Source organism: Ruegeria sp. HKCCD7221 (assembly GCF_013031225.1).
Lineage (GTDB): Bacteria > Pseudomonadota > Alphaproteobacteria > Rhodobacterales > Rhodobacteraceae > Ruegeria.
In genome coordinates, this window is the sequence record NZ_WPZE01000001.1 from 490,694 (window position 1) to 509,677 (window position 18,984).

The window sequence follows — 18,984 nt, forward strand, 5'->3', positions numbered from 1 at the left end:
GCACCGTCTATACGCGCCTCTACCAAGTCACATACAGTGCGGTCGTGGCGGAATTGGTAGACGCGCAGCGTTGAGGTCGCTGTGGGGTAACACCCGTGGAAGTTCGAGTCTTCTCGACCGCACCAAATTCTTGATTTTCAACAGGTTTCTTCGCCGAATGTAACGGTAAATGGAGCCTTTTGAGATGGATGTACGGGTGCCAAAGGGCCTCTTTAGGAGAGGCAAGGGTTACGCGGTAAGAGTCGCGGTACCCAATGAATATCAAGCTATCATCGGCAAGAAAGAGATCGTGCGGGGTAACAGGCGACGGTTCGGGACATCTGGTTCGAAGCTGCAACAGGTCAGTTGACCAGAGACGAGGCGCTTGAAGCGTTTGATCAACTTTGGGGGCCGTATGATGGCTGAGGATAGCATCAAGAACGCGACCCAAGGTGAACTCGAAGAACTCAACGGGCTGTTTGTTCGGGAATTGATTGCAAAGATTAAGGAAGGTACCGCCACAGGTACCGACCTTTCAACGGCGGCAAAGCTAATGAAGGAACATAAGGTTCAACCGATTGACCCTAGGGTTCCAGCTACTTCTTACGCCAGCCAGCGTCTGGATGCAGAATTGGACTTCCCGGTCAAGGTTGAAGCTTGAGTGAAAGCTGCCGCGAGCAACACTCTGAGTCAATTGAATCATTTTTGCAGTCTTGACTAAAGGCCAACTACGACGCCAAGGACTATGATGTGAAATAAGCTTGCTTTTATCGATATGCTCGGCGGTGCAGGCGCCAGAGAAGATTTGGCCCGTTCGGCGCCGAGAGGATATAATAAAATGGCCCTAGGAAAGACGAGTTTCGGGCCAAAAAAAATCGTTGCGAATGTTCTGGCTAGGTAGGTGGATTCACGTCCCGTTGTATGCTAGCCAACGCCAGATGGGGAGTAGCACCAAATTAAGGTTTTGTTCTTGCATGCTGCCTGCCAGAAAAAGCAGAATTGCTTGAAGCGATAGGTATCTTAAGGCTCTTTGGCAACGGCTTGAAAAAATGATTATATCTCACAAGTTCAAATTTATTTTTATCAAGACAGTAAAAACTGCGGGAACTTCTATTGAGGTAGATTTGAATAAAATTCTGGGAGAGAGCGACGTTGCAACTCCAATTTTCCCGAAAGTAAGCGGCCACGAAGCGCAAAATTTTGAATATAAGAAGTTTGGCCTTTTTACGAAAAGATTTCGGAACCACATGGGCGCCGCTGAGGTTAAGGAAATTGTTGGGGGCAGTGTATTTAACAACTACTTTGTTTTCTGTGTTGAAAGAGAGCCGCTAGATAAGTGCATCAGTTGGTACAGTATGATAAAAAACAGCCCTGACCATAATTCCGGGAACGAAAATTTATCTTGGGAGAACTATCTGGAAATGAAAGATTTTCCCGTAGATACTGGGAAATATACAGACAAGTATGGCGCCCTTCTCGTCGATAAGATTTTAAAGTACGAAAACTTGCCTGAAGAGCTAAATGCGGTTGGAGAAATGCTTGGATTCAAGCTTGATTTGCGAGCAAGGGCAAAAGCAGGATTTCGTCAGGACATAGAAGTTTTGGAAAGTCATAAAAAAATAATCTATGACGCGTTTTCAAGCTCTAATCAGTTTACCGGATATTCACTTTAAGTTGTCGATCAACGTTTTTTACTTGTTGCAACTATTACGCTCTACACCACGTCTACAATTTTAGCCTATTGTCGCAGTTTTGCCGCCGGGAACGGAGTTGCAACGTGTAACACTGCTAGGAATACTCAAAGTAACCGAGCGGGTTTCTATTCGGTGCCCCATGTATTCCTCTCGTGCAATTCAGTGTAATCACACTGAGCCAATGTGACTCATCCTTACATGTACGGGTTGACCACCCAGATTCCGTTACAGTAAGTGTCGTACTCGCAGTACTTAACTGTGCGAAGAACCCAAGAATGTCACGCGGTCAAAGACACCAAGTTTTCAGTGCGTTAGACGGAATGTCGACACGCGGTTTACTTGAGGTCGCTGTGGGGTAACACCCGTGGAAGTTCGAGTCTTCTCGACCGCACCAGTACAATCCTCCAGGTTTTCGTAGGTTTTCATGCCATGCGTGACCAGACTGTCATAAGTCGTTATTTTGTCACTCTTTTCGCGCAGTGAATAGCGCTGATTGTTCATAGGACACGATTAAGCACGCCGTGCATGACGAATTGGTTGAGGCGGTCACGCGTCTTTATTATTAGTGCCTTAAATGCCTTTGGTATCTGACACAATTTCCAGGAAATGCCGCGTCAGGCGCTAGGCTCAACGCAACAGCGAATTGACGTGTTCAAAACATCAACTCAAGAGAACTTTCCGCGATGAAGCCTAGATTTTTGTGCGTCGGTACACATCACAAGACTGGCACAATTTGGATGCGAAAGGTTTTTCGTGAAATCCATCAAGATCAATCCATCCCATTTATGCAGTGCTACAGAGCGAAAAGACTTGCTGACGCGGCTGAGACAGGGCCACAGATTATTGTGAATTGGTCGTCTAAATTTCCTAGAGAGCTCCTGGAGCTGGGTCACGCCAGATTTCTGCACGTTATCCGAGACCCGCGTGATGTGCTGCTGTCCGGCACTCGCTATCACCAGATAGCGCCGACCGGCAATGAGAAGTTTCTGCGAGAGGTAAGAGCAGAATGGGATGGCAAGACTTACAAAGAGTATATTTCCAGCCTGCCAAATGAGCTCGACAAGCTCATGTTTGAAATGGAAAACAAGCACCATCAAACTCTGACCGAAATGATGGCTTGGCCATATGGTCATGAGAACGCGATAGACGTGAAGTACGAGGATTTGATCGAAGACTCGACGTGTGATTTGTTCCGAGAAATTCTTAGCAATTTTGACATTGAAGGATTGGATATCGACAAAGCCGTGCGGTCCTATTGGAAGCACTCTTTGTTTGGGGGCTTGAAAAAGAAAACTGACCGAGCGGAACGGATTTCGTTGCATATCGTGTCAGGGGCTAAAGCGCAGTGGCAAAGCAAACTGCCACGTGAAGTCGCCGAGGTTTATGAGGCGCGCTATGGTGGTGCTCTGAGGAAGCTTGCCTATGAAAGTAACTCGGATTGGGTGAAGACCTGCCCGCCAAGCAGTCAAATCTTCGTATAATTGCCGTCGAAAAACCGGAATAGCGTGGCTCGGTGTGTCGCGCCGCAATCGGTCGGATTCAAATGCGCCGTGACTTTGGCTTGCATCAAAGATGCAACGACCCATGCTTCATGAAGTTTCAGCTTCCGGTTTCGGAAAATACCCAGAATCCACAAACTCTCGAAACTCGGGCGCCTCAAGTTGATAATCCAGAACACGTCGCGCGCAGTCGTGGCAGGATCGAAGCAGAGCCGCCAGATCGCCATCTTTCAGCCAATCAGACATAATTGAACGAATGGCTGAGGTGTCGATTGAATCGTCATGGCTTGTGTTGATGTCGTATTTCCCAAAATACTCCATGTCGATGCGGTCTTTGTTTTTTGAATTGGCAGTTCCACGTAACCGCTTGAGCAAAAACTCTTCCCGGCTTTTGACCGCATAGTGATTTACTTGTGCAGTTTTGCCTGTGACGTTGTCTCTGTTGCCGCGCCATCCTTTTTGAAGAATATTCCCGCCCATTGGCTTTCCGTCCGCGTTTGTCCAACGCGCCATGTCTGGCTCGATCTCGCGGTGTTTGAAAAAGCGGGGGCGGTGCACTCCGAAATAGTCGAACGTTGAAGGGCGGAACAGCGTTTTGAAACCCCAGACCAAACCGTTTTCAGGGGCCTCGAAAGTTGATCCGCGCGTGAAGCGTTCCGTGACTAGGGCCTCTGGGTCCCAATGTTCCAGCCCACATGACCCCATAAGGCGCCAGTTGACGGATATCGCGTCTGGCGCGCCACAATTGTCGATCAGTGCATCTAAGCTGCGATCGCCTACGTGGACGTTAAGGAATTCATCTGCGTCAAGTATGAGCACCCAATCGGCATCCCGCACCCAGTCCATTCGGTTCGCTCGTGAGTAGGCAGCGCGCTGCGGGTCCATCCTCGGGCCGATGGGGTTATCAAAGTGACGGACCACCCCCAATTGATCAAGGCGGTTGAGCATTAGATTGGTGCCATCGCTGCAGTCGTTGGAAAAGATGCAGAAATCGTCAATGCCAATTGATTTGTGATAGGCCAGCCATTCCAGCAGGTATATTCCTTCGTTTTTTACCGTAGAAAGCAACAGCTTGCGGCCTGCGTTCGGGGGGGTGTCTTCAGTTTTCATCCTCATCCCCGTTGGTCGGTCGTTTCAATGCCCCCTTGGCACTGTATCTGCCAACTGCGTGTTTCACGGATTGGGCTTTACCTACCACGTCAGAAACGCGGTTGTCGGCCTCATCTGCCGCTTGAGCAGCCAACGCCATTTTAAGGGTGCGGTCCTTGGACAATGGTACACCCAAACCTGCGGCAGCCTCAGTGTTCATAAATGGATTGTCCGGGACGTTTTCGTCATCCATTCGGTTGTCGGCCCCCGGTTCGTCGCCTTCAAGGTCGTTTGCCGGGGTCTTGCCGGAAAGTTCAAGCAACTCGCGGCGCGTTTGACCTTTTTTCGCCGTCTGAGTCTGAGCGATCATTTTGGCAATCTCGCTGTCGGATACTCCTTGTGCCTGCAGCTCCTTGACCTTCAACTGCCATTCTTTTGGCAAGTGTTGAACAAAGAGAACTTCGTCAAGCTTATTCAGCGGAACCTGACCCGCTGTCTTCAACTCTTCCAGCCATCCTTCATATTCTTTGGTCTCGCGCAGTTGTCGAACGCGGTTCTCATGGTGGTGGATTGCTTTGTCCTGCAGTTCCCGCATGATCGGGTCGGCCAGGATCGCTTCGATTTTTCGCTTGGTCGCGCGAATATGTCGCTTCACGTTTGTGGCTTCGGACTCGTTTCGGTCAAACAACGCGAAATAGGCGGCGTTATACTTGTCTGGTTTGTTGTTAACATTGCCCCGAATGCGCCTGAGCAAATATGACTCGTAGGACTTGACCGCATAGTGGTTCATCTCGACCAAGTCATACCCCAAGGTCGGTTTTGTAGAGCGCCAGCCTGACAAAGAAAACTCGTGCGGCATGGGATCGCCTGATCCGTTTAGCCAGAACTGGTCCAACAGCAGTTTGGCGTTGGCGGGAAGTTTCTTGGCTTTTTTTATGTGCGGTCGGTGGATGCCAAGTTTCATGTCCCGATATGGCTTGAAGAGGGTTTTCACCCCCCAGCCTTTTGGAAACCTATCCGGCGCGGATCGGGTGTAAGATTCGATTGCCAACCCTGGGTCCCATCGCGTCAGGTCATTCGATCCGAAAAAGCGCCAGGTAATGGCAATCCCATCTGCCTTGGGGTCAATGTTTTCCACAAGGTCTGTGATCCAGCCGCGCCCAACTTTGATCGAAAGGAACTCGTCCGCGTCCATCGTCAGAATCCATTCGCTGTCGGTCACTTCCGGATTTCTGGTTCCAAGCGCAAGGGCATTTGGCTGCGGTTTGCGCCCCTCGGGTACGTCGTTGCGGAAGTGTTGTACCCATCCCAGCTCTTGCAGACGGATCAGCATGTCGTCTGTGCCGTCGGTGCAGTCGTTTGTATAAACGACGATATTATCGAAACCTATGTGCTTGTGATAGGCGACCCATTCCACCAACGAATGACCTTCATCCTTCATCATGGACATGATCGTGAAGCGGTGTTTGGGCATTAGTTCTCCATGCCTATCGGTTCCGGCGATAAACAGCTCTTACGAGGGTCTTTCCCGATCCAAGCGGTTCGAGGTTTTTCGCGCATAGTGATGTTCACGGACATTCAGTAGCAAATTCAATGCTCAAGTTAAATTCCACAATCTGGCGAAAGCGGGTATTTTTGAACCTTTTGATGGAAGCCTGATGGCGCAAGCTGCGGGGCATTCTGCCTTGAGGTTGTCAAAATGGTTCGATCAGACGCAGCCAGACCAAATCAAACACAGCCTGTCCTTCCAAAGCGTTACTCGACCTGAACTTCGCTGCGCAGCTTTCCGGTTGTTTTGTCAAATATCAAAATACGATTGTCATCGGTCACGACCGCGTACCAATTGTTGCCAATCGTCACAGCCTGTGCCTTTGCGCCGCCCGGCAGTTCAATCTGGTCGGGCAGAGTGGGGGTTCGGTCCGATAGCCGGATGACAATCAGGGCGAATGTCACTAGAACGCCGCCAATCATCACCGCGGTCAGCAGCATGACCATTCGCCGCAACAATCTGATCTGCGGCGTTTCCAGCGGTTCTTGGGGTTCGGAAGGGACAGTCATGGGCACTCGCCAGATTGAATTTCACATCGCGGCTGATCCGCCGTCACGCCTTGATAAGGCGCTTTCGCGTGATGTGCCAGCCGAGGAAAACCTTTCGCGTACCCGGTTGGGGCGTCTGATCGAAAGCGGCGCTGTGCTGGTTGACGGTTCTCAGGTCACGGACCCTAAGGCCAAGGTCACAGAAGGGGCCACGGTCAAGATAACCGTCGCAGAAGCCGAGGATAGCCATATCGGACCCGAAGAAATTCCCTTGGATGTCGTGTTTGAAGACGATGACTTGATCGTTATCAATAAACCGGCGGGGATGGTGGTTCATCCAGCGCCGGGGTCTCCGAACGGGACGTTGGTAAACGCGCTGCTGCATCATTGCGGATCGGATTTGTCTGGCGTCGGTGGTGTGAAGCGCCCCGGCATCGTCCATAGAATTGATAAAGAAACCAGTGGCTTGCTGGTCGTCGCTAAATCAGACGCAGCGCATCACGGTTTAGCCGCCCAGTTCGAGGCGCATACGGTCGAGAGGTATTACCGTGCTATCTGTTACGGGGTGCCGGATGCGAACGACCCCAGATTGCGGGGGGTCAAAGGGGTCAGTTTTGAGCCCGGCAATGTCATGCGTCTGACCACGCAACTGGCCCGCCACAAGACGGATCGTCAAAGGCAGGCCGTTCTGTTTCATGGTGGCAGGCACGCGGTTACGCGGGCGCGGGTCGTTGAGACTTTTGGCGCTCCTGCTGGGTTGGCCCTGATCGAATGCTGGCTGGAAACGGGGCGCACGCATCAAATCCGAGTCCATATGGCGCATGTGGGGCACGGTTTGGTCGGTGATCCGGTCTATGGAGGCAAGCGAAAGCTGGCCGTCAAAGCCTTTGATCCCGCAACTGCCGAGGCGGTGCGCGCCTTTCCCAGACAGGCCCTGCACGCGGCTGTTTTGGGTTTTGAGCACCCGGTCACAGGCGAATCTTTGCGGTTTGAGGCAAATCTTCCCAAAGACATGGAGAATCTGATTGATCGGCTTCGCGCGCCACTGTCATAAAGTGCAAACCATTGTGAGTAACGCGTTCTTATCTTTCCTTTATAGATCGTTAATTCCAAACTGTTAAAGGTACCTCTTGAATGGATCGGGATGACCTCCCATATCCTATGTTAACGAACTAAACATTTGTCGGAGGGACATGAAACATGGCAAATTACGCAAATCTCCCCGCGCCGACGCCGGAAGGCGGACTGAACCGCTATATGCAGGAAATTCGCAAATTTCCCCTGCTGGAGCCGGAAGAAGAATACATGCTCGCCAAACGTTGGGTGGAGGAGCAAGATACTGAATCTGCGCATAAAATGGTCACATCGCACCTGCGATTGGCGGCCAAGATCGCCATGGGCTATCGCGGCTATGGATTGCCTCAGGCCGAGGTGATCTCTGAGGCCAATGTGGGTCTGATGCAAGCCGTGAAACGGTTTGACCCTGAAAAGGGCTTTCGCCTGGCGACCTATGCGATGTGGTGGATCCGTGCCTCGATCCAGGAGTATATCCTGCGGTCATGGTCACTGGTGAAGCTGGGTACAACTTCGGCGCAGAAAAAGCTGTTCTTTAACCTGCGCAAGGCCAAAGCCCGTATCGGCGCGTTGGAAGAGGGCGACTTGCGTCCCGAAAACGTGACACAGATCGCCAACGATCTGGGCGTGACCGAAGAGGAAGTGATCAGCATGAACCGCCGGATGTCCGGTGGCGATGCTTCGCTCAACGCGACGGTTGGGTCCGAAGGCGAAGGCACCATGCAGTGGCAGGACTGGCTTGAGGACGAAGATGCCGACCAAGCTGGTGACTATGAGGCGCGTGATGAATTGGACGCACGGCGCGAGCTGCTGGCTGCTGCTTTGGAGGTTCTGAATGACCGCGAGAAGGACATTCTGACTCAGCGCCGTCTGATGGATCAGGCCGTCACGCTGGAAGAGTTGAGCACGCAGTACAATGTCAGCCGTGAGCGCATTCGTCAGATTGAGGTGCGCGCGTTTGAAAAGCTGCAGAAAAAGATGCGTGATCTCGCGCGTGAAAAGGGAATGTTGGGAACGGTTTAAGCCACCCTAATTCTGGAAAAGTCCGCCGAAGTTGGCGGGCTTTTTTTGTTACTGGGCAAGCTGTTGCCTGAACACGCGCACCATGTTTCCGCCCATCACCTTGCGGATTTGATCCTCGGTCAACCCTTCGTAAAGTAGGGCAGAGGTCAGAGCCGCCAGTTCGGATGTGTCAAACGCGGTCTCGACCGAACCGTCATAATCTGACCCAAGCGAAACATGGTCTTCGCCAACCGTTTCAACGGCGGCCTTGATCATCTTGGCGATACCGGTTGGCGTGATGTCCCCACAGGTGACGTCCGCCCAATATCCCATGCCGATGACGCCCCCGGTTTCGGCAATATCCAGCATCAGATCGTCAGGGTAGTTCCGTTTGACGGGGCAGAACCCATGCAACCCACCGTGGCTGACGATCAGGGGGACGTCTGTCATTGCGATCACGTCCCGCGCGACCTGCGGGCTGGAATGCGCAAGGTCGATCACAACTGGCATCGCTGCCAACTCTGCTACGACCTCACGCCCGAAATCTGACAGTCCGGTATTTGCCTGCCCGTGAAGCGATGCACCCAGTTCGTTGTCGAAAAAGTGGTGAAGCCCGAACACCCGATGCCCGGCGTCAAAAATGTCATTGAGATTGGCCAAATCACCTTCCAGTGGATGACTACCTTCGATGCCCAGAATTCCGCCTACGATTGGCTTGCCCGCGGCGCGCGCTTCAAGCACCTGTTCCAGATCACCGCGTGTCTTAACGACTTTAAGCTGGCCATTGGACGCGGCCTCGAACTGGTGGAGCTTTTCTGCCTGATATATCGCGCGTTCCTTCAGACTGCCCCATGTACGCAGCGGCCATAACTGACCGACGGCCAGAAGGGTGATGTTGTCAAACGACTCCGCGGAATTGGCTTCATAGTTCTGGCCCGCCGGGGATTTCGTTACAGCGGTGAAAACCTGCAGGGCCACGTTTCCTTCGATCAGGCGCGGGATATCGACCTGTCCGCGTGTACCACGCTCAGTCAGGTCCCGGCTCCACAGCAATGGGTCGGCGTGAAGATCACCGACGATGAGGGTCTCGTGCAAGGCGGCGGCATCATTCGTCACATCGTAGGGGGCGTGCGCAATAACATTGTTGCGTTCCGCTTCGATGTAAGGTGGTAGAAACACGAAGAAAACCAACGCCCCTATAACCACCGTGACGGCGATCAGGATACCAACCCATTTGAAAAACCTGCGCATTTGCTCTCCCTCTCGTTGTTGGCGCTAGGTTACGGAGAATGCCTGCCGAGAAAAGCCTGACTTAACGTCCACTGGTTGATAAAGAGGTCACGGCGGCACGGGCCGGCTGAGACTGGATTGGGAGGAGACACATGCAAAAACCTGTTCAATGGGGCGTTTTGGGCGCTGCCAATTTCGCGCGTCGCTATATGGCTCCGGCGATCCATGCGGCAAATGGTTCGCGTTTAGCCGGGCTTGCCACGTCCAGCGCAGAAAAAGCCCAGCCGTTTCAGGCGTTTTGCCCAGATCTGAAAGTCTATGAAGACTATGAGGCGATGTTGGGGGATCCGAACATCGAGGCCGTCTATATCCCGCTGCCCAATCATCTGCACGTGGAATGGAGCCTGAAGGCGCTCGAGGCTGGCAAGCACGTATTGTGCGAAAAGCCGATGACGATGCAGGCCGCTGAATTCGATGCGTTGATTGCAAAACGTGACCAAACTGGGCTGCTCGCGGCCGAAGCGTATATGATCGTGCACCACCCCCAGTGGCAGTTCACGCGCAATCTTATTGCGGACGGAGCGATTGGGAAGCTGGCGCATGTGACCGGCGCATTCAGTTTCGACAATCGCACCGACACCGGAAACATCCGAAATCGGGCTGAGACTGGCGGCGGTGGCCTTCGCGATATCGGCGTCTACGTAATCGGAAGTGCCCGGTTTGCAACGGGGCAGGAACCCGTTTCGGTGCAGTCCGCAATCCGCTGGGAAGACGGCATCGATGCCTTTACCGAAATTCGTGCGCAGTTCCCGGATTTCACCTATTCCAGCTATGTCTCCATCCGAATGCATCCGCATCAGGAAATGGTGTTTCACGGCGAAGGGGGTGTAATCCGCCTTACGGCACCGTTCAACGCGCGGGTTTTCGGCGAGGCGCGCGTGGAATTGCATCGCCCCGGTCTGGAAGTGCAGGTCACGCGTTTTCCCGGCGACGATCACTACAAGCTGCAGGTCGAAGCGTTCTGCCGATCGGTCCGTGACGGTGCAGATTACCCATGCTCACTTGAATTCTCGCGCGGCACGCAAGAGGTTATAGACCGCGTTTTCGAGGGCGCGGAACCCCTCTGACTTGCACGCCGCCGCGCAACTGGACTAACCTGTCGGGTACCGGATGAGGAGAGTGCAAATGGCTGGCGGCTGGGCGCGCGATGGCGCGGTTGGTGAACAGATCGAGGCGTCAATTTCAGACGAGCTTGCCCGCATGCAGGCCCAAAAGCGCCCTGTGGGGCAAAGCCTGACCCATTGCGCTGAGTGCGAAGAACCGATCCCTGAAAAGCGGCGGGCCGCCATTCCAGGCGTGAAACTGTGTCTGGGTTGTCAGCAAGACCGCGACGGGACCTACAAGTCGCGCGTTGGGATCAATCGGCGCGGGTCGAAAGACAGCCAGCTTAAATAACGCCGGAGGTGCCGCTTGTCCGACATCCGCACCCAGCAGTCGATATGGCAAAACGGGCTGGTTTTGGGGTTTATGGCGGCGTTCCTGTGGGGCACGCATAGTGTCATCGTTCGGTTTCTGACCAAAGATCTTGGTGGAATGCAGATCGCCGTATCACGCCTATTTATTGCTGCGCTGGCGATCTATGGCCTGCTGCGTGTTTTGAACGTTCCGGTGTCAGTCCGATGGCACGATCGCTATTTTCAGCTTGCTGTCTTGTCCACCGTTATCAACTACATCCTCTTTCACATAGGCCTGGAACATACCGGGGCCGCAAATGCCATGGTGCTCGAGAACACGGCACCGTTCTTCGTGTTGGTATTTTTGTACTTTTTCGCCGAAACACCCGTTACCCGAACCGATGTTCTGGCGACGGGCCTCGCGATTTTGGGCGTGTTTCTGACCGTTTTTCAAGATTTTCAGGGCGGTGGCGAACCGTTGTTCGGCGATATTCTTGAAATCGGCGCGGGCCTGAGTTGGGCGGTATTCCTGATCGCAAGCAGCCGGGCAATGCGAAACTCGAAATCCACTGGCGAGCGTTTGCATTTTCTATTCGGGATATTCTTGTGCTCGGGACTGCTGTTGCTACCATTCGCGGCACTGTCCATGCAGGTGCCGACGGCAACAGACCTTGTGTTCCTGATCCTTCTTGGTGTTTTGCCGACGGCGTTGGCATATTATCTGTGGTACGAGGCTGCTGCGCGTGTCTCTACTCTGACCGCGACACTCATGTTCGCGGCCTCGGTCGTGTTCACATTCATCAATGCGGCGATATTCTTGGGGGCCGCGATCACGCCAATCGCGGCCACAGGTGCTGTACTGATTGTGATCGCCGTCTTTTTGACGACCAAGAAACAGACGTGATCAGTCTTCCATCGCTTCCAGTTCGTCGATGAAGCCCGAGATCATGCTTAGCCCTTTGTCCCAGAACTTCGGATCGCTCGCGTCCAGCCCGAAAGGGGCCAGCAAGTCTTTATGATGCTTTGACCCACCTGCGCGCAGCATTTCAAAGTACTTGTCCTCGAACCCTTCTGATCCGCTTTCGTAAACCGAGTAGAGCGCGTTGACCAATCCATCGCCAAACGCATAGGCGTAAACGTAGAAGGGCGAGTGGACGAAGTGCGGAATATAGGCCCAGAAGGTCTCGTACCCCTCCATGAACTCGAACGCGGGCCCAAGGCTTTCGGCCTGAACGCTCATCCAAAGGGCGTTAATGTCGTCGGGCGTCAGTTCACCTTCGCGGCGGGCTGCGTGGAGTTTGCATTCAAAGTCATAAAACGCAATTTGGCGGACGACCGTGTTGATCATGTCCTCGACTTTTCCGGCCAGCAGCACCTTGCGCTGTTCTGGCGTATCGGCCTGATCCAGCATCTTGCGGAAGGTCAGCATTTCGCCAAACACCGACGCTGTCTCGGCCAGAGTCAGCGGGGTCGAAGACAACATCTCACCTTGATCCGCAGCCAGTACCTGATGAACGCCATGGCCCAGCTCATGCGCAAGCGTCATCACATCGCGAGGTTTACCCAGATAGTTCAGCATCACATAGGGGTGCACGTCAGTCACGGTCGGATGTGCAAACGCACCGGGCGCCTTGCCCGGCTTCACCGCCGCGTCGATCCAGCCTTTGGAAAAGAAGGGGGCCGCGATCTCACCCATGCGGGGATCGAATGCGTTATAGGCGTTCATCACCGTTTTCTCGGCTTCGTCCCAGCCTACGACGCGCGTATCTTCCATCGGCAGCGGTGCGTTGCGGTCCCAGACCTGCATGACGTTCAGCCCCAGCCATTTGCGTTTTAGCTCGTAATAGCGATGGCTCAGCTTGGGATAAGCGGCCACAACCGCCTCGCGCAGCGCCTCTACCACCTCAGGCTCGACATCGTTTGATAGATGGCGACCGGTTTGGGCGGTCGGCATGTTGCGCCAGCGGTCCACGATTTCTTTTTCCTTGGCCTGCGTGTTGTGAACGCGGGCAAAGGTCTTGATGTTGTCCTGAAAGACCGAGGCCAGCTCTCGTGCTGCTGCTTCGCGCTTGTTGCGGTCTTGCTCGGTCAAGAAGTTCAATGCGCCTTCGATGTTCAGTTCTTCGCCGTCGACCGTAAAGGTCAGTCCGGCGATGGTTTCGTCGAAAATACGTTCCCATGCGTCGCCAACCACACCGAGGTCATGCAGGAACTTTTCCAGTTCATCAGACAGTTGATAGGGTTTCATCGCGCGGATACGGCGGAATACGGGCTCATACCGGGCAAGATCAGCATTCTCCGCGAAATGCGTCTTCAGCACTTCGTCGTCGATGCGGTTGATTTCCAATGTGAAGAAGACCAGCGGGGTGGTGAAGATCGTGATCTTTTCCTGCATGTCCGACAGGAATTTTGCGCGCTCGGCATCCGTGGTCAGTTGGTAATAGCGAAGCCCGGCAAAGGACATGATCCGTCCGGCTATCGCGTTGATCTTTTCGTTGCGCAGAACGCATTGCAGCAGGCCGTCGGCATCCAAATCAGCCAGCTTACCTTCGTAATCGGCGGCGAAAGAAGTACATTCCCCTTCCAGCCATTCCAGATCGGCAGCCAGTTCAGGCGCGTCCTCAGAGCTGTAAAGGTCCGTCAGGTCCCATTCCGGCAGGTCGCCAAGATTGTCGGCTCCTCCGACTGCATTTGCGTCACGGACGGGAAAGGGAAGGTCGCACATGGATCACCTCGAAAATCTGCATTTGCAAACATCTAGGCGCGACGCTCAAGGATCACAAGCAGGGTCTTAGCTCGACAGGGCCGCTTTTGCCTCAGGGTCGGTGCTGGCTGCGCCGAAATGGGCTGCAAGCTGGTCAAATACGGGGCCGCGGACATCCGGCGCTTCCATCATCACTTCGTGTTCACCGTCTGGAATTTCGACCAGAGTTCCATTTGGCCAATTCGCCATACGCGCACGGATCGCCTTGCGGTCGACGATCTGCTCATGCGAGCCAAGGAAGGTCAAGCAAGGGGTGGAAGGGGCGGTCTGCGCCATCAGCCACGAACACTCATCCAGCGCCTCGCGCAGCCAGATGGTCGACGGCGCACCCAATGTCAGCTCAGGATGCGCGACCAGTTGATCCTGCATCATCTTGTACATGTCAGGATCGCGGGTCAGTACATTGCCGTCAAAGGGTTGGGACAGAACATAGCTATCCAGCGACGTAGTTGGAGGTGTCTTTTCACCAAGGCCAAAACGAGGTCCCCAATAAGCCGTCAACCGGCCAAGAGGTTTCATCAGCGGTGTAAAGAAGATTCCCCACATCGGCCCGGTAAAGGCGCAGGCGGCAAAGCAGTCGTTTTCCAGTACCGCCCGCAAACCGATTGCACCGCCCATCGAGTGGCCGATGACATACCAGGGTTTTGGCAGGTTCTGACGCTGGGCCAGATCAAGAACGGCCCTTACGTCGTGTTGGTAATCGGTGAACTTGTCGACATGTCCAACACGATTGTCATCCAGCAGGCGATCCGCCAGCCCCTGACCACGCCAGTCAACAGAAAGAACAGCATACCCACGGCCCACAAATTCAGATGCGGCTTCGCCATATTTTTCGATATATTCTGTTCGCCCCGGGAATATCATTACCGTTCCGCGGGCTTCGTCTTTGGGCGACCAATGGGCGGCGCGAATGCGCACGCCATCTTCGGTGTCCAACCAGTGCGCCACACCGCCAGAGGGTGCGCCGGCAACGTCTTCAAACAAAGGGGCCGGCGACATTTTCATCAGGCCAGAGCCGATGCTAGCTGCATGGCGATACTCATGTCGCCATCAACGCTGAGTTTGCCGGCCATGAACGCACCGGTCGGGTTCAGCTCACCGCTGAGAATTTGTTCGAACGTGTCGACATCCGCGCTCATGGTGACGTCGGTTTCTTCATCGCCAACGCGTGCACCGCTGCCGTCCAGAACAATCGAACCAAGACCTTCGATGGCAAATTTGGCCGATGCGCCAAAACCGCTGCCGTCCAGTTTTTCGTTCAGCGCTGCTGCGGCTTTCTCCAGAGTGTCGCTCATGATTCTCCTCACTTTGATTTGAGCGCGAGGAATGGACATCCTTCTGCGCTACGCTACACTGAACGTTGTTATGGGCACTAATTACACAAATCTCAAAGGTATCGTTGCGGCAACCGCAATGCTAGTCACGTTTTCCATTCCTTGTGTCGCTCAGACCGCCGATTCCCGGGACGAAACCGAATTGCTTGAACAACTGGCGCAGTCGACGCCGGAACAGGCGCTGGGGTTAGACCGGCAGCTTAAGGCGCTGTGGGCTTTGTCAGGGTCTGCTTCGGCGGACCTGTTGCTGGAACGCGGGCGTGAGGCATTGGACGACGGTGACGCAAAGGCAGCGATTGATCACTTGACGGCTTTGACCGACCACGCGCCCGAGTTCGCAGAGGGCTGGCATGTCCGTGCCTCGGCGTTTTTCGGGATCGAGCGTTTTGGAATGGCTGCGGCCGATCTGGAGCAGGCCCTGACTTTAAATCCCAACAATTACGAGGCGATTTACGGCTTGGGTTTGATTTTCGAGATTGTCGGTCAGCCTGATAAGGCGCTTGCGGCTTATGAACGCGCGCTGGCTATACATCCCCATCACGAAGAAGTAACCAATGCCGTGAATCGACTGAAGCCTCAGGTCGAGGGCTCGGCCCTCTAAGGGGCAGGGGGCAAGAGTGAGCGGGTCATCCCGAATTGTGGCCGTACTTGGCCCGACGAACACAGGTAAAACCCATTACGCGATCGAGCGGATGCTGGGTCACCGGACAGGTGTGATCGGTCTGCCGCTACGCCTGCTAGCACGCGAGGTCTATGACAAGATCGTTGCCATTCGCGGGCCGTCTGTCGTGGCGCTGGTCACGGGTGAGGAACGCATTGTGCCCCCGCGCACCCAGTATTGGGTCTGCACCGTCGAAGCGATGCCCGAGGGCATGGGCGCTGATTTTGTGGCCATCGACGAAATCCAGCTCTGCACCGACCCCGAGCGCGGCCATGTCTTCACCGATCGCCTGTTGCGGTCGCGCGGCACAAGCGAAACGCTTTTTCTGGGCTCGGACACAATGCGCGGCCCCATCGCGGCGTTGGTCCCCGAGGCGCAGTTTGTGCGGCGCGAACGCATGTCTCAGCTTGTTTATGCCGGGTCGAAAAAGATTAGCCGGATGCCTCCTCGTAGCGCCATCGTCGGGTTCTCGGTCGATAGTGTTTATGCCATTGCGGAACTTCTGCGCCGTCAAAAGGGTGGGGCGGCGGTCGTCATGGGCGCGCTTAGCCCGCGCACGCGGAATGCACAGGTGGACCTCTATCAGAATGGCGAGGTCGATTATCTGGTCGCCACCGATGCCATCGGCATGGGGCTGAATCTGGATGTAAACCATGTGGCGTTTTCCTCGCTGACCAAGTTTGACGGTCGGCGGATGCGACCCTTGGCCCCCAACGAACTGGCCCAGATCGCTGGCCGGGCAGGGCGTGGCATGTCGGACGGCACGTTCGGCGTCACGGGCGAGGCCCCGCCGCTGGATGAAGGTGTGGCGCAGGCGATCATGGACAGCCGCTTTACGCCGATGAAAAAGCTGAACTGGCGGAATGCCGCCCTGCGGTTTGGCTCGATCGAGGCGCTGATCACATCGCTTGAGGTTGGCCCGGACAATGAAAACCTGCTCAAGGCGCGCCCGGCCGACGACCTGAACGTGCTGAAATCGCTGTCACAAGTGACCGAGGTCATGGCCCGCGCCAGCGATCCGCAATCCATCCGTCTGCTGTGGTATGTCTGCCGAATCCCCGATTTTCGCGGCATCAGCCATGCCGAACATGCCAGCCTGCTCGAGGTGATCTACGGCTATCTGCATGAACGTCAGTCGATCCCTGATGACTTTATGGCGCGGCAAATCCGCCGGATTGACCGGACAGACGGAGATATTGATGCACTGTCCAAACGGCTGGCATATATTCGCACCTGGACATATGTTGCGCAACGAAACGGATGGGTGCGTGACGAATCCCATTGGCGTGAGGAAACGCGCACTGTAGAAGACAGGCTGTCGGACGCTTTGCATGACCGTCTGACCCAACGATTTGTGGACCGGCGCACATCCGTTTTGCTGCGGCGGCTCAAACAGAAGGAGGCCCTTTTGGCCGAAGTAAATGACAAGGGTGAAGTGACCGTCGAAGGCGAATTCGTCGGTCGTCTGGAAGGGTTCCGGTTCATTCCGGACAAAGCCGCGCAGGGGGCCGAGGCGAAAGCCTTGAAATCGGCGTCCTTGCAGGCTCTCGCGCCGCAATTCCATCTGCGTGCCGACCGCTTCTACAACGCGCCCGATACCGAAATTGATTTCACCGAACAAGGTGGCCTGATGTGGGGCGAATATGCTGTCGGCAAGTTGGTCGCCGGGGCTGAGCCACTCAAGCCCATGGTTGAAGTCTTCGTGGACGAAGCCGCAGGCCCTGACGTTGAACAGAAGGTGCAGCGCCGTCTGCAACACTTCATCGACCGTAAGGTTGCCGCGCTGTTCGAGCCGCTGCTGAACCTGTCGCGGGACGAGGAACTGTCCGGTCTGGCCAAAGGCTTTGCCTTCCGCATGGTCGAAGCTTTGGGCGTGCTGCCCCGCGCGCAGGTCGCGCAAGAGGTCAAGGATCTGGATCAGGACGCTCGCGGTGCGCTGCGCAAGCACGGCATCCGTTTTGGTCAGTTCACCATCTTCATGCCACTGCTGCTGAAACCCGCGCCGACGCGCCTGCGTCTGGTGCTGTGGGCGCTGTCCAGTGGTCTGCAGGAATTCCCCGAGGCACCGCCTCCGGGCCTGGTCACTGTGCCGGTCGCCAAGGATGCGCCCAAAGGCTATGACACAATGTGCGGCTATCGTGACGCAGGTGAACGCTCGATCCGCATCGACATGCTGGAGCGTCTGGCCGATATGCTGCGGTCCGAGGACAGCCGGGGCGGGTTCGAAGCCAAGCCCGACATGCTGTCGATCACCGGCATGACGTTGGAACAATTCGCCGACCTGATGCAGGGTCTGGGCTATAAGGCCGAGCGTGGCGAGCGTGAAAAGATCAAAGTCACGTCTGCGGAACAACCTGCGGTAGATGCGCCCGAGCAACCTGCCGCCGAAGAAACCCCGGCAGATGCAGTCGCGACAGATAATGCAACTGTATCCGCCGAGGTGCCAGCCGAGGCCACGGAAAGCACCGAGGCGACAGCCGAGGCCCCGGCCGCAGAACCCGCAAGCGAAGAGCCCGAGGTTGAGGTCTTCTATACCTTCACATGGGGCCGTCAGCGCCAGCCGAACCGCGGCCCGCGCCGTGAACAGGGGCAGGGTAAGGGCAAGCCGCGTGGGAAACCTCAGGACGGTCGTGGAAAACCACACGGCAAGAAGGGTGGCAAGCCGCAGGGCGCGAAGTCTTTCTCGGCCCGTCCGCCCAAGAAAGAAAAAGCCATTGATCCCGACAATCCCTTCGCCGCTGCGCTGATGGGGCTGAAGGACGGCAACTAAGCGCGGATGTCCGAGAGCAAGCTGCGGATCGACAAATGGTTGTGGCAGGCGCGGTTCTTCAAGACCCGCAGCCTGTCTGCCAAACAGGTCAGCGGCGGCCATGTGCGCGTTAACGGCAACCGGGTGCTGAAACCGGCGACAGCCATCGGCACCGGTGATGTATTAACCTTCCCGCAGGGTCGCATCGTTCGGGTTGTCCGCGTGGAAAAGCTGGGTGATCGTCGCGGGCCTGCGACCGAAGCTCAAACGCTTTATGTTGATTTGACCGAAAAACAGGACACACCGCCACGAAATCCCGGGTTCGAGGGAAAAGGTCGTCCAACCAAGAAAGATCGGCGTGCTCTTGATCTTTCTCGCACTCAAGATAGCTGATCCTATCTTGAAGCTGACGCCAGAC

The 18,984-nt window shown here is 55.2% G+C and carries 18 protein-coding genes and 1 tRNA gene; 12 read left to right on the forward strand and 7 right to left on the reverse strand.

The window, feature by feature from the left end; all coding sequences use genetic code 11:
• Positions 1-38: 38 nt before the first annotated feature.
• From GOX73_RS02450 to GOX73_RS02465, 4 genes are all read left to right on the forward strand, one after another.
• Positions 39-125 (forward strand) — tRNA-Leu (locus GOX73_RS02450).
• A 269-nt stretch (positions 126-394) separates the two neighbouring features.
• Positions 395-640, forward strand: coding sequence for a hypothetical protein (locus tag GOX73_RS02455; protein ID WP_171134768.1), 246 nt, complete (start codon positions 395-397; stop codon positions 638-640).
• Positions 641-1,028: 388 nt separating this feature from the next.
• On the forward strand, positions 1,029-1,652 hold the full coding sequence (locus tag GOX73_RS02460; protein ID WP_171122886.1) for a hypothetical protein: 624 nt from the start codon (positions 1,029-1,031) through the stop codon (positions 1,650-1,652).
• Positions 1,653-2,356: 704 nt separating this feature from the next.
• On the forward strand, positions 2,357-3,154 hold the full coding sequence (locus GOX73_RS02465; RefSeq protein WP_171122888.1) for a sulfotransferase domain-containing protein: 798 nt from the start codon (positions 2,357-2,359) through the stop codon (positions 3,152-3,154).
• 108 nt (positions 3,155-3,262) lie between these two features.
• On the opposite strand, the gene GOX73_RS02470 is transcribed toward GOX73_RS02465, so the two are convergent.
• The 3 genes from GOX73_RS02470 to GOX73_RS02480 form a co-directional block, all read right to left on the reverse strand.
• Positions 3,263-4,282, reverse strand: a complete 1,020-nt coding sequence (locus tag GOX73_RS02470) for a glycosyltransferase family 2 protein (protein ID WP_171122890.1) — start codon at positions 4,280-4,282, stop codon at positions 3,263-3,265.
• The gene (locus tag GOX73_RS02475) at positions 4,272-5,735 is read right to left on the reverse strand and encodes a glycosyltransferase family 2 protein (RefSeq protein ID WP_254429108.1); all 1,464 of its coding nucleotides are present in this window, start codon (positions 5,733-5,735) and stop codon (positions 4,272-4,274) included. The genes GOX73_RS02470 and GOX73_RS02475 overlap by 11 nt, the downstream gene beginning before the upstream one ends.
• A 281-nt stretch (positions 5,736-6,016) precedes the next feature.
• Entirely contained in the window at positions 6,017-6,319 is a 303-nt protein-coding gene (locus GOX73_RS02480) for a DUF6476 family protein (protein WP_171122892.1), read from the reverse strand.
• Here GOX73_RS02480 and GOX73_RS02485 point away from each other — a divergent pair.
• The gene (locus tag GOX73_RS02485) at positions 6,318-7,352 is read left to right on the forward strand and encodes an RluA family pseudouridine synthase (RefSeq protein ID WP_171122894.1); all 1,035 of its coding nucleotides are present in this window, start codon (positions 6,318-6,320) and stop codon (positions 7,350-7,352) included. The genes GOX73_RS02480 and GOX73_RS02485 overlap by 2 nt on opposite strands.
• A 146-nt stretch (positions 7,353-7,498) precedes the next feature.
• Positions 7,499-8,395: an RNA polymerase sigma factor RpoH gene (rpoH, locus tag GOX73_RS02490; RefSeq protein WP_170383778.1), complete on the forward strand. Its 897-nt coding sequence runs from the start codon at positions 7,499-7,501 to the stop codon at positions 8,393-8,395.
• A 48-nt stretch (positions 8,396-8,443) separates the two neighbouring features.
• On the opposite strand, the gene GOX73_RS02495 is transcribed toward rpoH, so the two are convergent.
• Entirely contained in the window at positions 8,444-9,625 is a 1,182-nt protein-coding gene (locus GOX73_RS02495) for a dipeptidase (RefSeq protein ID WP_171122896.1), read from the reverse strand.
• Between the two features lie 131 nt (positions 9,626-9,756).
• Between GOX73_RS02495 and GOX73_RS02500 the strand changes: the two genes are divergently transcribed.
• From GOX73_RS02500 to GOX73_RS02510, 3 genes are read left to right on the forward strand one after another with little or no spacing between them, the layout of a single operon-like run.
• Positions 9,757-10,731, forward strand: a complete 975-nt coding sequence (locus GOX73_RS02500) for a Gfo/Idh/MocA family protein (protein WP_171122898.1) — start codon at positions 9,757-9,759, stop codon at positions 10,729-10,731.
• A gap of 58 nt (positions 10,732-10,789) precedes the next feature.
• Positions 10,790-11,059 carry a DksA/TraR family C4-type zinc finger protein gene (locus GOX73_RS02505; RefSeq protein ID WP_171122900.1) on the forward strand — a complete coding sequence of 90 codons (270 nt, stop codon included), beginning with the start codon at positions 10,790-10,792 and terminating at the stop codon, positions 11,057-11,059.
• A gap of 15 nt (positions 11,060-11,074) precedes the next feature.
• A complete protein-coding gene (locus GOX73_RS02510; RefSeq protein ID WP_171122902.1) occupies positions 11,075-11,962 on the forward strand; it encodes a DMT family transporter in 888 nt (295 codons plus the stop codon).
• Here the strand turns inward: GOX73_RS02510 and GOX73_RS02515 are convergent, their stop codons facing one another.
• The 3 genes from GOX73_RS02515 to GOX73_RS02525 all read right to left on the reverse strand — a co-directional run bounded on the left by GOX73_RS02515 (position 11,963) and on the right by GOX73_RS02525 (position 15,117).
• On the reverse strand, positions 11,963-13,783 hold the full coding sequence (locus tag GOX73_RS02515) for a M3 family oligoendopeptidase (RefSeq protein WP_171122904.1): 1,821 nt from the start codon (positions 13,781-13,783) through the stop codon (positions 11,963-11,965).
• A gap of 66 nt (positions 13,784-13,849) precedes the next feature.
• Positions 13,850-14,827, reverse strand: coding sequence for an alpha/beta fold hydrolase (locus GOX73_RS02520; RefSeq protein ID WP_171122906.1), 978 nt, complete (start codon positions 14,825-14,827; stop codon positions 13,850-13,852).
• Positions 14,827-15,117, reverse strand: coding sequence for an SCP2 sterol-binding domain-containing protein (locus GOX73_RS02525; RefSeq protein WP_171121120.1), 291 nt, complete (start codon positions 15,115-15,117; stop codon positions 14,827-14,829). Before GOX73_RS02525 ends, GOX73_RS02520 begins: the two co-directional genes overlap by 1 nt.
• 31 nt (positions 15,118-15,148) lie before the next feature.
• Between GOX73_RS02525 and GOX73_RS02530 the strand changes: the two genes are divergently transcribed.
• From GOX73_RS02530 to GOX73_RS02540, 3 genes are read left to right on the forward strand one after another with little or no spacing between them, the layout of a single operon-like run.
• The gene (locus GOX73_RS02530; protein ID WP_171134770.1) at positions 15,149-15,757 is read left to right on the forward strand and encodes a tetratricopeptide repeat protein; all 609 of its coding nucleotides are present in this window, start codon (positions 15,149-15,151) and stop codon (positions 15,755-15,757) included.
• 16 nt (positions 15,758-15,773) lie between these two features.
• On the forward strand, positions 15,774-18,587 hold the full coding sequence (locus GOX73_RS02535; protein WP_171122909.1) for a helicase-related protein: 2,814 nt from the start codon (positions 15,774-15,776) through the stop codon (positions 18,585-18,587).
• A 6-nt stretch (positions 18,588-18,593) separates the two neighbouring features.
• Entirely contained in the window at positions 18,594-18,959 is a 366-nt protein-coding gene (locus tag GOX73_RS02540) for an RNA-binding S4 domain-containing protein (RefSeq protein WP_171121123.1), read from the forward strand.
• Positions 18,960-18,984 lie beyond the last annotated feature (25 nt).